The organism is Rhodococcus mengyinensis (assembly GCF_048381435.1).
Taxonomy (GTDB): domain Bacteria; phylum Actinomycetota; class Actinomycetes; order Mycobacteriales; family Mycobacteriaceae; genus Rhodococcus_F; species Rhodococcus_F opacus_D.
The window spans coordinates 68,192-81,016 of sequence record NZ_JBLWIT010000105.1 but is presented as its reverse complement, the minus strand read 5'-3'; the positions used below and the strand labels follow the sequence as shown (position 1 = coordinate 81,016).

Here is a 12,825-nt window from a genome sequence, read left to right as displayed (position 1 = left end):
CTATGATCCCAGTATGCGAGAAAGTGGTATCGACCTATGAGACAGCATAGCGGCATCGGAGTCCTTGACAAAGCGGTGGGCGTGCTGCATGCCGTGGCCGAGAAGCCCTGCAGCCTCACTGAACTGTGCTCGCGCACCGGACTCCCCCGCGCCACCGCCCACCGGCTGGCCGTCGGGCTCGAGGTCCACCGCCTCCTGACCCGCGACTCCGACGGGCTGTGGTGCCCCGGTCCCGGCCTCGCCGAACTCGCTGCAACGGCTAACGATCCACTCGTTTCGGCGGCGGCCCTCGTCCTTCCGCGGCTGCGCGAGATCACAGGGGAGAGCGTGCAGCTGTACCGCAGGGAAGGCACTCAGCGCATCTGCGTGGCGGCGATGGAGCCGCCCACAGGTCTCCGCGACACCGTCCTCGTCGGGGCACGACTGCCGATGAGCGCCGGCTCGGGCGCCAAGGTCCTTCTCGCCTGGGCCGACCCACAGACCCAGCGCGCGATTCTTCCCGACGCGGCGTTCGGCGAACGCGTGCTGCTCGAGGTCCGCAGGCGCGGCTGGGCACAGAGCGCCGCCGAGCGGGAACCCGGTGTCGCCAGTGTCGCCGCACCCGTCCGGGATGCCGGCGGCGCTGTCATCGCAGCAATTTCGGTGTCCGGCCCCATCGACAGGATGGGCAGGCGTCCCGGCGCCCGCTGGGCGGCCGACCTTCTCGCCGCCGCCGAGGCGTTGCACAAGAGGCTCTGATCGACCACGACCGACGTTCACCGCGACAGGAGAAGCCGATGGGGAAGAACCAACGATCGCAGATCACGATGACGGATTCGGAGATCGCCGAATTCGTGAATCGGAGCCGGATCGCCACGCTCGCAACGGTGGCAGCGGACGGCCGAGCCCACCTCGTCGCCATGTGGTACGCCGTGATCGACGGCGAGATGTGGTTCGAGACGAAGTCGAAATCGCAGAAAGCGGTCAACCTGCGCCGTGACGACCGCGTCACCGTCCTGATCGAGGACGGCCAGACGTACGACACCCTGCGCGGAATCTCCATCGAGGGCCGGGCGGAGATCGTGGAGGACCCGGACGCGATGTTCGCGGTCGGCGTCAGCGTGTGGGAACGGTACACCGGGCCCTACACCGACGATCTGCGTCCCGCTGTCGATCAGCTGCTCCACAAGCGGGTTGTCGTGCGGATCGTTCCCGAGCGCATCAGAAGCTGGGATCATGCCAAGCTCGGCTTGCCCGCGATGCCGGTGGGCGGGACCACGGCCGCGTACCTGGAGACGGCCGACCGCCGCGCCTGACGCCGCGCAGAAAAAACGGGAGCATTCTCGGTGCCCTCGGCGTAGCTTCACAGAGTGAACCGACTACCCGAGGGAGTTCACCATGACCGACGCCAGTAACGAGGACACGAAAAAGAAATTCCGCGAAGCACTCGAGCGGAAGAATCATCAGGCCGGACTGTCCACCGATCACAAGGACGGACATTCCAAGGCGCACGAGGCCCATGGGCCCGCCGACCACAAACGCGAATTCCGCCGCAAGACGGGATAAACGACACATCGTCCGGATAAAAAGAAACACCCTCCAATTTCTTGGAGGGTGTTTCAATTTGTAGCCCCGACGGGATTCGAACCCGCGCTACCGCCTTGAGAGGGCGGCGTCCTAGGCCGCTAGACGACGGGGCCAGGAACTTTTTCTTGCTTTGGAAGCTCAGCAAGCATAGCTTCCAGAAGTTCGGAGTCAAAATCGGCCGAACTTCCGCTGGGGTACCAGGACTCGAACCTAGAATGGCGGTACCAGAAACCGCTGTGTTGCCAATTACACCATACCCCAATGGCCGTTCTCGAACCGCTGAGCTTCTGGGCTCTGCGGCCCGCCTCGGGCCGAAGAAGAGATTACCAGCCTACTGCCGGGATTTACCAAATCGCATGGTCAGAGGCTGTTTTTGCACCCTTTTCGGCCCGAGAGCGGCGTTCTAGCCGGCGATGCCGGCCCGCGCAGAGCGCAGCCGGGACAGCGAGACGTCGCGTCCGAGCAGTTCCATCGATTCGTAGAGCGGCGGGCTGATGTGCGAGCCCGTGACGGCCACCCGCACCGGAGCGAACGCCTTACGTGGCTTGAGGCCCAATTCGTCCACGAGAGCGGTCTTGAGGGCCTCTTCCAGTGAGGCCGCATCCCATGCCCCGACTGCGTCCAGCGACGCGAGGGCGGCGTCGAGAACCGGTGCGGAGTCGGCGCCCAGGTTCTTGGCAGCGGCGGCTGGGTCTATCGCGAAGTCGGCCTCGTCGACGAACAGGAACTTCAGCAGTTCCCAGGCGTCGGACAGGACCACGATGCGCGTCTGGACCAGGTCGGCGGCGGTCGCGAAGACGGACTCGTCCACGGTCTCCCCGAGATGGCCGTGGAGCGTCAGGAACGCGCGCAGGCGCGCGGCGAAATCAGCGGGCTCGAGCAGCCGGATGTGCTCGGCGTTGATCGCGTCGGCCTTTTTCTGGTCGAACCGGGCCGGATTGGAATTGACCTTGGAGATATCGAAGGCGGCGACCATCTCGTCCAGCGAGAACACGTCGTGGTCGTCGGAAATGCCCCAGCCCAGCAGCGCCAGGTAATTCAACAATCCCTCGGGGACGAAACCGCGGTCGCGATGGATGAAGAGATTCGACTCGGGATCACGCTTGGACAGTTTCTTGTTGCCCTGACCCATGACGAACGGCAGATGCCCGAACTTCGGAGTGAAATCTGCGACGCCGATCCGCTGCATCGCCTCGTAGAGGGCGAGCTGCCGCGGCGTCGACGACAGCAGGTCCTCGCCGCGCAGGACGTGTGTGATCTTCATCAACGCGTCGTCGACCGGGTTGACCAACGTGTACAGCGGAATCCCGTTGCCGCGGGTGAGGGCGAAGTCGGGAACGGTTCCGGCCTTGAACGTCGTCTCGCCGCGCACGAGGTCGTCCCACGTCAGGTCGTGGTCCGGCATCCGGAGCCGGACCACGGGTTTGCGGCCCTCGTCGAGGAACGCCTGCCTCTGCTCCGGTGTCAGATCACGATCGAAGTTGTCGTAGCCGAGCTTGGGATCGCGGCCGGCCGCCTTGTGCCGCTCCTCGACCTCCTCGGGCGTCGAGAACGACTCGTACGCCTCGCCCGCCGCGAGCAGTTTCGCGACGACGTCCAGATGCAGGTCCCGTCGCTGGGACTGACGGTAGGGCTCGTACGGTCCCCCGACCTCCGGGCCCTCGTCCCAGTTCAGTCCGAGCCAGCGCAGCGCGTCCAGGATCGCCTGGTACGACTCCTCGCTGTCACGGGCAGCATCGGTGTCCTCGATGCGGAACACGAACGACCCACCGTTATGACGGGCGAACGCCCAGTTGAACAGGGCGGTTCGGACGAGCCCCACATGCGGGGTTCCGGTGGGCGACGGGCAGAAACGGACGCGAACTTCGCTTGTGGTCATGGCTCACTTGGGTCGACGCTGGGAAAACGGACTCCTACAGGCTAGTCCGCTCCCGATGTCGACACGAGAGCCGTCAGCGCTTGGCGGTCACCGGGTTGGTGAGGGTGCCGATGCCACCGATGGTCACGCTCACACTCTGGCCGTCCACGATCGGCCCGACGCCTTCCGGGGTGCCTGTGAGGATGACGTCGCCCGGGAGCAGCGTCATGACGGCCGACACCCATTCGATGATCTTCGGAATGTCGTGCAGCAGAAGCGAAGTGTTGCTCCGCTGCTTCACCACTCCGTCCACCTCAGTGGTGATGTCGACGTCGGAGGCGTCGAGCCGGGTCTCGATCCACGGCCCGAGTGGGCAGAACGTGTCGTGGCCCTTCGCTCTCGTCCACTGCCCGTCGTGGCGCTGGTGGTCGCGGGCCGTCACGTCGTTGGCGGCCGTGTACCCGAGCACCACGTCGAGAGCCTTGGCAGCGGGCACGTCCTTGCAGGGGCGTCCGATGACGACCGCGAGTTCTCCTTCGTAATGAACTTCATTGGAGGACTTCGGCAGGACGATTGCGGCGTCGGGGCCCACGATCGAGGTGTTGGGCTTGAGGAAGATCACAGGATCGGCCGGCGCCTCTCCTCCCATTTCGGCGGCGTGGGCGGCGTAGTTCTTTCCGATCGCGACGACCTTGCTGGCGAGGATCGGTGCCAGCAGTCGCACGTCGGCGAGCGGCCAGCTCCGGCCGGTGAAAGTGGGGGTGCCGAACGGGTGCTCGGCGATCTCCTTCGCGATCCGGGACTCCTCGTCCCCCTCGATACTGACGAACGCAACACCATCGGGACTTGCCACTCGACCAAGACGCATGACACCGAGTCTATCGGCCCGGGTGCACCGCCGTGCCGGGACGCCGCGGGACGGGAGGTATAGACTCCGCATGTTCCCCAATATATGAGACTTCAATCCTAGATATTGAGATGACATGACAGCATCGCTCGACACGCCGTCCGCCGTCGGAACTGCCCGCAGATGGTGGATGCTCACCCTCGGGATGTTCGCCCAGGCCGCACAGGCGGTCTTCGTCAACGGCGTCGCCTTCCTGATCCCCGAACTCCAGGAGAATCACGGGCTCAGCCTCGCCCGTACCGGACTCCTCGTCGCCGCACCCACCCTCGGAGTCATGCTGACGCTGATCGCGTGGGGCGCCCTCGCCGATCGCTACGGCGAACGCCGAGTGCTGGCCGCCGGGATGGCGGCCACGGCGGCCGCGGGAATCGGCGCGGCCCTGTCCGGATCACTCACGGCCACCGCGTCCTTCCTGCTGGTCGGCGGCATGGCGGCCGCCTCGGCGAATGCCGCGAGCGGACGCGTCGTCGTCGGATGGTTCCCGCCCGAGCGCCGCGGACTGGCGATGGGTATCCGGCAGATGTCGCTGCCGCTCGGCATTGCCTGCGCTGCGCTGACGCTGCCCTCGGTCGCACACGACCACGGCATCGGATGGGCGCTCGCGCTGCCCGCCATCCTGTGCGCGACCGCCGCGCTGGCCTGTGCACTCTGGGTTGTCGATCCGCCCAGGCCGAGCCGAAGCGCCGCGGCAAATCTCGGCATGCTCGCGAATCCGTACCGCGACAGCGGAACTCTGTGGCGCATCCACGCCGTCTCGGTGCTGCTCGTCGTGCCCCAGTACACGGTGTGGACGTACGCGCTCGTGTGGCTGATCTCCGAAAGGCATTGGGAAGCAACGGCGGCAGGCCTGATCGTGACAGTCGCCCAGATCCTCGGCGCGTTCGGCCGGATGGGGGTCGGTTTCTGGTCCGACGTGGTGGGCAGTCGTATGCGTCCGCTTCGCTGGGTCGCCGTCGCCGGCGGAGTGTCCATGGCGGCGCTCGCCGTGACGGATGCAATGGATACGCCGGTGGCGATCGTGGCGCTGCTCGCGGCGTCCGTCGCGACGGTGGCACCGAACGGCCTCGCCTTCACCGCGGTCGCCGAGATCGCGGGCCCGTTCTGGGGCGGACGCGCGCTCGGTGTCCAGAACACCGGTCAGTTCGTCGCGGCCTCGCTCGTTCCCCCGGTGTTCGGCGCACTGATCGGAATCGTCGGCTTCCCGGTGACTTTCGCCATAGCCGCGGCATTTCCGGCCGCCTCGATACCACTGATCCCCGTGGCCCGGTCCGAAGATCGGGCCACGGGGATCGAGGGAGACAAGATCGAATCGCGGTCCTAGAGGGCGGCAGCGATCCGGTCGCCGACCTCCGACGTGACGACCTTCGAGTCGCCGCGGGACGCCAGATCGGCCTCGACGGCGGCCTCGATGCGCGCGGCATCGCCGTCCCGGCCGACGTGACGCAGCAGCAGCGCCGCGGACAGGATGGCCGCCGTGGGATCCGCGATCCCCTGGCCGGCGATGTCCGGGGCGCTGCCGTGCACCGGCTCGAACATCGACGGGTTCGTCCCCGACGCGTCGATGTTCCCCGACGCCGCCAGTCCGATGCCTCCCGTGACCGCACCCGCGAGGTCGGTGATGATGTCGCCGAACAGGTTGTCCGTCACAATCACGTCGAATCGCGACGGATCGGTGACCATGTAGATGGTGGCCGCGTCGATGTGGCAGTACGCCGTCTCCACGTCCGGGTATTCGGCCGACACCGTCTCCACGGCACGCGTCCAGATCGCACCGGCGTTGGAGAGGACGTTCGTCTTGTGGATCAGGGTGACGTGCTTACGCCGGGTCTGCGCGAGCGCGAACGCGTACCGCACCACCCGCTCGGCACCGAACCACGTGTTGATCGACACCTCGGTCGCGATCTCGTGCGGGGTGCCGACGCGGATCGCGCCACCGTTGCCGGTGTACGGACCCTCGGTGCCCTCGCGCACGACCACGAAGTCGATGTCCGGCTGCGCCGCGAGCGGCGACTTCGATCCCGGATACAGCTGGGACGGACGCAGATTCACGTGATGATCCAACGCGAATCGCATGTTCAGCAGCAGCCCCCGCTCGAGCACACCCGGCGTCACCGACGGGTCGCCGATGGCGCCCAGCAGAATCGCGTCGTGCTCGCGGATCGCCGCGAGATCGGCATCCGGGAGCAGTTCCCCGGTGGCGTTGTATCGACGGGCACCGAGGTCGTACTCGGTGGTCTCGAGATCGGGTACGAGCTTCCGCAGCACCTTCAGTGCCTCGGCCGTGACCTCGACACCGATGCCGTCACCCGGAATGACCGCAAGCTTCATGAACGCCTCACTTCACATAGAGCTGTGCGCGTGCCACGACAACAGGGGTCGTGACACGCGCACAGTGGGGATTAGGCCAGGTTGACGAGCTCGATCTTGGTGGCGCCGACAGCGGTCGAGATCGCGTCCCGCACCTCGCTCGGCACCTCCCGGTCGACGCGGAGGAGGATGGTCGCACCCTCGCCCTCGGCGTCCTGGCTGAGCTGCGCAGCCTGGATGTCGATGCCGGCGTTGCCGAGCTGCGTGCCGATCTTGCCCAGCGCGCCGGGCTGATCGGTGTAGTTCACCACCAGGTTGAGACCCTCGGCGCGCAGTTCGAAGTTGCGGCCGTTGATGTTGACGATCTTCTCGACCTGCTGCGGGCCGGTCAGCGTGCCCGAGACGTTGATGACGCTGCCGTCGCCGAACACGGCGCGCAGGTCCACCACGCTGCGGTGGTTGGGGCTTTCGGCGGCCTTGGTGACCTCGGCCGTGACGCCGCGCTCTTCCGCGAGTGCGGGAGCGTTGACGAACGTGACCGCGTCCTCGATGACGGCGGAGAACACACCGCGCAGAGCCGAGAGCGCGAGCACCTCGACGTCCTCGGAGGCCAGCTCGCCGCGCACGTCGACGGAGAGGTTGACGGGCAGTTCACCCGACAGGGCCCCGATGAGCACACCCTGCTTGCGGACGATCTCGAGCCACGGGGCAACTTCCTCGCCCACGGCGCCACCCGACACGTTGACCGCGTCGGGAACGAAATCACCTGCGAGAGCGAGCAGTACGGACTTCGCGACGTCGGTTCCGGCGCGGTCCTGAGCCTCGCTCGTGGAGGCACCGAGGTGCGGCGTCACGACGACCTCGGGCAGGTCGAACAACGGGCTGTCGGTGCAGGGCTCGGTCTCGAACACGTCGAGGCCCGCGGCGCGCACGTGACCCGACTTGATGGCCTCGGCCAGCGCTGCCTCGTCGATCAGACCGCCACGGGCGGCGTTGACGATGACGACGCCCTTCTTGGTCTTCGCCAGGTTCTCCGTGCCGAGCAGTCCCTTGGTCTCGGGAGTCTTGGGGAGGTGCACGGAGATGAGGTCGGCGCGCTCGAGCAACTCGTCGAGGGTGACGAGCTCGATGCCGAGCTGCGCGGCACGGGCGGCCGACACGTAGGGGTCGTACGCGATGACGTGCGTCTCGAACGCGGCGAGACGCTGCGCGAACAGCTGGCCGATGCGGCCGAGGCCGACGACGCCGACGGTCTTGCCGAAGATCTCGACACCGTTGAACTTGCTGCGCTTCCATTCGCGGTCGCGCAGGGTGGCGTCGGCCGCGGGGATCTGGCGCGCGGTGGCGAGCATCAGCGCGACTGCGTGCTCGGCGGCCGTGTGGATGTTGGACGTCGGCGCGTTGACCACCATGACACCACGCTCGGTGGCGGCGGGCACGTCGACGTTGTCGAGACCGACGCCGGCCCGGGCGACGATCTTGAGCTTGGTACCGGCCGCCAGGACCTCGGCGTCCACGGTGGTGGCGGAACGGACGAGGATCGCGTCGGCCTCGGGCACCGCCGCGAGCAGGGCCGGGCGATCAGGTCCGTCGACCCATCGCACCTCCACACCGTCGCCCAATGCCTCGACGGTGGACGGCGCGAGCTTGTCGGCGATCAGAACTACAGGACGGCCTGGCTGGCTCACGTGCAAACTCCCTGAATAGGTGGGTGTGGGGGTGTTTTAACCACACACAGCTTAGTCCGCCCTCACAGGGAAACCGCATCCTGGTCCGCGATACCACATAGTGGACGCCTGCAACAACGGAATCGGACACGAAACAACACCGGCCCAATGTCACATCCGGGGCCTCTGACGAGACCGATGCGACATCGGGCCGGCGGTTCGGTGGAACTGTAAAGCAGTGAAACCTAGGCGGTTTCGGTGATCGGGCGGTCGACCCAGCTCATCAGGTCGCGCAGCTTCTTGCCGGTGACCTCGATGGGGTGCTCGGCGTTGGCCTTGCGCAGGCCCTCGAGCTCGGTGTTGCCGTTCTCGACGTTGGCGACGAGGCGGCGAGTGAACTCACCCGACTGGATGTCGGCCAGGATCGCCTTCATGCGCTCCTTGGTGCCGGCGTCGATGACGCGCGGGCCGGAGAGGTAGCCACCGAACTCCGCGGTGTCGGACACCGAGTAGTTCATGCGGGCGATGCCACCCTCGTACATGAGGTCGACGATGAGCTTGAGCTCGTGCAGCACCTCGAAGTACGCCATCTCGGGCGCGTAGCCGGCCTCGACCATGACCTCGAAACCGGTCTTGACCAGTTCCTCGGTGCCGCCGCAGAGCACGGCCTGCTCGCCGAAGAGGTCCGTCTCGGTCTCTTCCTTGAACGTGGTCTTGATGACGCCGGCGCGGGTGCCGCCGATGCCCTTGGCGTAGGACAGCGCGAGGGCCTGGCCCTCACCCTTCGGGTCCTGGTCGATCGCGATGAGCGCGGGAACACCCTTGCCGTCGACGAACTGACGACGCACCAGGTGGCCGGGGCCCTTGGGGGCGACCATGCCGACGGTGACGAACTCCGGAGCCTTGATCAGGTCGAAGTGGATGTTGAGGCCGTGTCCGAAGAACAGCGCGTCGCCGTCCTTCAGGTTGGGCTCGATGTCGTTCGTGAAGATCGACGCCTGCGCGGTGTCGGGTGCGAGCACCATGATCACGTCGGCCCACTCGGAGACCTCGGCGGGGGTACCGACGGTCAGGCCCTGCTCCTCGGCCTTCGCGCGGGACTTCGAGCCTTCCTTGAGGCCGATACGCACATCGACGCCCGAGTCGCGCAGGCTCAGCGAGTGCGCGTGGCCCTGGCTTCCGTAACCGATCACAGCGACCTTACGGCCCTGGATGATCGACAGATCGGCATCGTCGTCGTAGAACATCTCGACTGCCACAGTTCAACCTCTTTCTTGGATTTGCGTATCTAAAGTACTAGCGAGTGGCCGTGATGGACTTCGGCCCCCGTCCCACGGCCACGACCCCGGACTGCACGATCTCCCGGATACCGTACGGATCGAGCATCCGCAGCAGCGCATCCAGCTTGGATCGCGTTCCAGTCGCCTCGATCGTGACCGACTCCGGGGAGACGTCGATCACCTTGGCGCGGAACAGATTCACCGTCTCGATCACCTGCGTGCGCACGCTGGCGTCGGCTCGCACCTTGATGAGCACCAGCTCGCGGGCGACGGAGGCCTCACCGTCCTGCTCGACGATCTTGATGACGTTGATGAGCTTGTTGAGCTGCTTGGTCACCTGCTCGAGCGGGAACTCGTCGACGGTCACGACGATGGTCATGCGGGAGATCTCGGGGATCTCGGTGCCACCGACGGCGAGCGACTCGATGTTGAACCCACGACGCGAGAACAGCGCGGCCACCCTGGCCAGCACGCCCGGCTTGTCCTCGACGAGAACACTGAGGGTGTGGCTGGTGCTCACTGATCTTCCTCCCCGGCCGCTGCGGCCGTGCCCGAACGCTGCTCGCGCTCCATGGCCTCGTGGATGACGGCCGGCTCGGCGGCCGCCTCGTCGTCGTCGAACAGCGGACGGATGCCCCGCGCCGCCATGATCTCGTCGTTGCTGGTGCCCGCGGCGACCATCGGCCACACCTGGGCGTCGGCGCCGACGATGAAGTCGATCACCACCGGCTTGTCGTTGATGGCCTGCGCCTCGCGAATCGCCGCCTCGACGTCCTCTTCGCGCTCGACGCGAATGCCGTGGCAGCCCAACGCCTCCGCCAGCTTGACGAAGTCGGGGATGCGGATCGCGCCGTGCGTGCCGAGGTTGGTGTTGGAGTAGCGCTCGTCGTAGAACAGCGTCTGCCACTGGCGCACCATGCCGAGGTTGCCGTTGTTGATGAGCGCAACCTTGATCGGGATGCCCTCGAGCGCGCAGGTGGCGAGTTCCTGATTGGTCATCTGGAAGCAGCCGTCACCGTCGATGGCCCACACCTCGGTGTCGGGCATGCCCATCTTGGCGCCCATCGCGGCGGGGACGGCGTAGCCCATCGTGCCGAGACCGCCGGAGTTCAGCCAGGTGCGCGGCTTCTCGTAGTTGACGAACTGCGCGGCCCACATCTGGTGCTGTCCGACGCCGGCACAGTAGATCGCGTCGGGACCGGCGAGCTTGCCGACCGCCTGGATCACGTACTCCGGGGACAGCGCGCCGTCGGTGGGACGGTCGTAGCTGAGCGGGTACGTGCGACGGATTCCGTCGAGGTACGCCCACCACTCGGTGAGATCCAGTGTGGTTCCGGTGGCCAGGTCGGCCTTGATCGCCTCGATCAGTTCGACGATGACCTCTTTGCAGTCGCCAACGATCGGGACGTCCGCGTACCGGTTCTTGCCGATCTCCGCCGGGTCGATGTCGGCGTGGATGACCTTGGCGTCGGGGGCGAACGAATCGAGCTGACCGGTGACGCGGTCGTCGAAGCGCGCGCCGAGCGTGATCAGCAGGTCGCTGCGCTGCAGTGCCGCCACCGCCGCGACGGTGCCGTGCATGCCGGGCATGCCGCAGTTCAGCGTGTGGCTGTCCGGGAACGCGCCACGCGCCATGAGGGTGGTGACCACCGGAATGCCGGTGAGCTCGGCCAGTTCGAGCAGTTCCGGAGACGATTCCGACTTGATGACGCCGCCACCGACGTACAGCACCGGGTGCTTCGCGTCGGCGATCAGGCGGGCCGCCTCGCGGACCTGCTTGCCGTGCGGCTTGGTGACGGGACGGTACCCGGGCAGCCGCATCTCCGGCGGCCACGAGAACGTGGTCTGCGCCTGGAGGACGTCCTTCGGGATGTCGACGAGCACCGCGCCGGGACGACCGCTGGAGGCGAGGTAGAAGGCCTCCGCGATGATCCGGGGGATGTCGACGCCGTCGGTGATGAGGAAGTTGTGCTTGGTGATCGGCATCGTGATGCCGGAGATGTCGGCTTCCTGGAACGCGTCCGTGCCGATGAGACTCCGGCCGACCTGACCGGTGATGGCCACGACCGGAACGGAGTCCATCTGCGCGTCGGCGAGCGGCGTCACGAGGTTGGTCGCACCGGGACCGGACGTCGCCATACAGACACCGACCTTGCCGGTCGCCTGGGCGTACCCGGTCGCGGCGTGGCCTGCCCCCTGCTCGTGACGAACGAGCACGTGCCGGACCTTCTTCGAGTCGAAGAGCGGGTCGTAGACAGGCAGAACGGCACCACCCGGAATGCCGAATACCGTGTCGACCTCGAGCTCCTCGAGGGCTCGGACCACGGACTGGGCGCCGCTGACCCGCTCGGGGGCGAGTTGGCGGCGGCTACCGGTCTGAGTCGCGGCGGCCGCGGTCGTCGGGCTTGCTGCCCCCGACTTGCGCGGCGTGGGTTGAGGCCGTGCGGTTGGTGCGCTCACTGGGAAATCCTCTGATTCTGGCTCCGGGCAACAAAAAACCCCCGTCAGCTGATGCTGTACGAGGGTGGCGCGTCGTTATCTGGCGAGTTGAAGGAATCGACTCAGGCGACGACGCGCCGGCCGATTACGAGCAACTCATTCTGTTTCACGCGCTCGACGGTAGGCGCGCTAATAGTGAACAGTCAACTTGGTGAGTCGGCCGTCCCAGAATATGAGATACATCGGCTGCGGTGCGAAGATGTAGAGGTGTCAACTCCGCAGCAGCCCGTGCCACCAGAATCATCATCCCACACCACGAACCCGCCCAAGCAGGTCATCCGGATTTCTCCCCTGGCCTATCTGGGATGCGCCTTCCTCCTGTTCGCCGTGTCGTTCCCCATCTTCGGCTGGCCCGCCGCCTTCGGCTGGCTCGTGATCGCCCCGATCGTCGCGGTGGCCTGGGTCGCGCGGGTGCGCACCACCGTCACGCCCGACGGACTCGAAGTGCGCCGGCTGTTCGGCGGCCGGTCGCTGGCGTGGTCCGAGATCACGGGATTCCGCTTCCCCAAGCGCGGCTGGGCCCGGGCGACCCTGACCGACGGGGGCGAGGTGACCCTTCCCGTCGTCACGTTCGACCGGCTTCCCGATATCGCCGAGGCGAGCGGCGGCCGCATCACCGACCCCTACGCGGCAGCCGCCGCGGCGGACGAAGCAGCCCACCACGCCGACGCGGAATCGAACGGCGAGCAGCCGGTGAAGAACCGGCCGGACACAGACGGGGAATAGTGCGCGAGTAGCGTT

General features: G+C 66.7%; 12 protein-coding genes and 2 tRNA genes. 5 read left to right on the top strand and 9 right to left on the bottom strand.

What is annotated here, in order from left to right; all coding sequences use genetic code 11:
- The first annotated feature begins 36 nt into the window (after positions 1-36).
- From ACNJ7E_RS21385 to ACNJ7E_RS21375, 3 genes are all read left to right on the top strand, one after another.
- A complete protein-coding gene (locus ACNJ7E_RS21385) occupies positions 37-738 on the top strand; it encodes an IclR family transcriptional regulator (RefSeq protein WP_005240398.1) in 702 nt (233 codons plus the stop codon).
- Positions 739-776: 38 nt separating this feature from the next.
- Positions 777-1,295: a pyridoxamine 5'-phosphate oxidase family protein gene (locus ACNJ7E_RS21380; RefSeq protein ID WP_418340909.1), complete on the top strand. Its 519-nt coding sequence runs from the start codon at positions 777-779 to the stop codon at positions 1,293-1,295.
- Between the two features lie 82 nt (positions 1,296-1,377).
- Positions 1,378-1,545 (top strand): DUF5302 domain-containing protein, encoded by a 168-nt coding sequence (locus ACNJ7E_RS21375; protein WP_005240394.1) that lies wholly within the window; start codon positions 1,378-1,380, stop codon positions 1,543-1,545.
- Positions 1,546-1,606: 61 nt separating this feature from the next.
- Here ACNJ7E_RS21375 and ACNJ7E_RS21370 read toward each other — a convergent pair.
- The 4 genes from ACNJ7E_RS21370 to ACNJ7E_RS21355 all read right to left on the bottom strand — a co-directional run bounded on the left by ACNJ7E_RS21370 (position 1,607) and on the right by ACNJ7E_RS21355 (position 4,292).
- A tRNA-Glu gene (locus tag ACNJ7E_RS21370) sits at positions 1,607-1,679 on the bottom strand.
- 76 nt (positions 1,680-1,755) lie between these two features.
- Positions 1,756-1,827: transfer RNA gene (locus ACNJ7E_RS21365), tRNA-Gln, on the bottom strand.
- Between the two features lie 142 nt (positions 1,828-1,969).
- A complete protein-coding gene (gene gltX, locus ACNJ7E_RS21360; protein WP_418340908.1) occupies positions 1,970-3,445 on the bottom strand; it encodes a glutamate--tRNA ligase in 1,476 nt (491 codons plus the stop codon).
- Positions 3,446-3,518: 73 nt separating this feature from the next.
- The gene (locus tag ACNJ7E_RS21355; protein ID WP_280781725.1) at positions 3,519-4,292 is read right to left on the bottom strand and encodes a fumarylacetoacetate hydrolase family protein; all 774 of its coding nucleotides are present in this window, start codon (positions 4,290-4,292) and stop codon (positions 3,519-3,521) included.
- A 115-nt stretch (positions 4,293-4,407) separates the two neighbouring features.
- On the opposite strand from ACNJ7E_RS21355, the gene ACNJ7E_RS21350 reads away from it, so the two are divergent.
- The gene (locus ACNJ7E_RS21350; protein WP_280781724.1) at positions 4,408-5,652 is read left to right on the top strand and encodes an MFS transporter; all 1,245 of its coding nucleotides are present in this window, start codon (positions 4,408-4,410) and stop codon (positions 5,650-5,652) included.
- On the opposite strand, the gene ACNJ7E_RS21345 is transcribed toward ACNJ7E_RS21350, so the two are convergent.
- The 5 genes from ACNJ7E_RS21345 to ACNJ7E_RS21325 all read right to left on the bottom strand — a co-directional run bounded on the left by ACNJ7E_RS21345 (position 5,649) and on the right by ACNJ7E_RS21325 (position 12,045).
- On the bottom strand, positions 5,649-6,659 hold the full coding sequence (locus ACNJ7E_RS21345; protein ID WP_005573989.1) for a 3-isopropylmalate dehydrogenase: 1,011 nt from the start codon (positions 6,657-6,659) through the stop codon (positions 5,649-5,651). The genes ACNJ7E_RS21350 and ACNJ7E_RS21345 overlap by 4 nt on opposite strands.
- Positions 6,660-6,730: 71 nt before the next feature.
- Positions 6,731-8,326: a phosphoglycerate dehydrogenase gene (serA, locus tag ACNJ7E_RS21340; protein WP_005240386.1), complete on the bottom strand. Its 1,596-nt coding sequence runs from the start codon at positions 8,324-8,326 to the stop codon at positions 6,731-6,733.
- 224 nt (positions 8,327-8,550) lie between these two features.
- Positions 8,551-9,552: a ketol-acid reductoisomerase gene (gene ilvC, locus ACNJ7E_RS21335; RefSeq protein ID WP_061700158.1), complete on the bottom strand. Its 1,002-nt coding sequence runs from the start codon at positions 9,550-9,552 to the stop codon at positions 8,551-8,553.
- 49 nt (positions 9,553-9,601) lie between these two features.
- Positions 9,602-10,105 (bottom strand): acetolactate synthase small subunit, encoded by a 504-nt coding sequence (gene ilvN / locus ACNJ7E_RS21330; RefSeq protein WP_105413058.1) that lies wholly within the window; start codon positions 10,103-10,105, stop codon positions 9,602-9,604.
- On the bottom strand, positions 10,102-12,045 hold the full coding sequence (locus ACNJ7E_RS21325) for an acetolactate synthase large subunit (protein WP_280781723.1): 1,944 nt from the start codon (positions 12,043-12,045) through the stop codon (positions 10,102-10,104). Before ACNJ7E_RS21325 ends, ilvN begins: the two co-directional genes overlap by 4 nt.
- A 267-nt stretch (positions 12,046-12,312) precedes the next feature.
- Here ACNJ7E_RS21325 and ACNJ7E_RS21320 point away from each other — a divergent pair, with 267 nt between their 5' ends.
- The gene (locus ACNJ7E_RS21320) at positions 12,313-12,810 is read left to right on the top strand and encodes a PH domain-containing protein (protein WP_418340964.1); all 498 of its coding nucleotides are present in this window, start codon (positions 12,313-12,315) and stop codon (positions 12,808-12,810) included.
- Positions 12,811-12,825: the final 15 nt, after the last annotated feature.

Bases quoted from the DNA above. Each gene is read 5' to 3' on its own strand.
- ACNJ7E_RS21345 (WP_005573989.1), bottom strand. From the start codon at position 6,659: ATGAAGCTTGCGGTCATTCCGGGTGACGGCATCGGTGTCGAGGTCACG.
- ilvC (WP_061700158.1), bottom strand. From the start codon at position 9,552: ATGTTCTACGACGACGATGCCGATCTGTCGATCATCCAGGGCCGTAAG.
- ACNJ7E_RS21375 (WP_005240394.1), top strand. From the start codon at position 1,378: ATGACCGACGCCAGTAACGAGGACACGAAAAAGAAATTCCGCGAAGCA.
- ACNJ7E_RS21380 (WP_418340909.1), top strand. From the start codon at position 777: ATGGGGAAGAACCAACGATCGCAGATCACGATGACGGATTCGGAGATC.
- gltX (WP_418340908.1), bottom strand. From the start codon at position 3,445: ATGACCACAAGCGAAGTTCGCGTCCGTTTCTGCCCGTCGCCCACCGGA.
- ACNJ7E_RS21385 (WP_005240398.1), top strand. From the start codon at position 37: ATGAGACAGCATAGCGGCATCGGAGTCCTTGACAAAGCGGTGGGCGTG.
- ACNJ7E_RS21355 (WP_280781725.1), bottom strand. From the start codon at position 4,292: ATGCGTCTTGGTCGAGTGGCAAGTCCCGATGGTGTTGCGTTCGTCAGT.
- ACNJ7E_RS21350 (WP_280781724.1), top strand. From the start codon at position 4,408: ATGACAGCATCGCTCGACACGCCGTCCGCCGTCGGAACTGCCCGCAGA.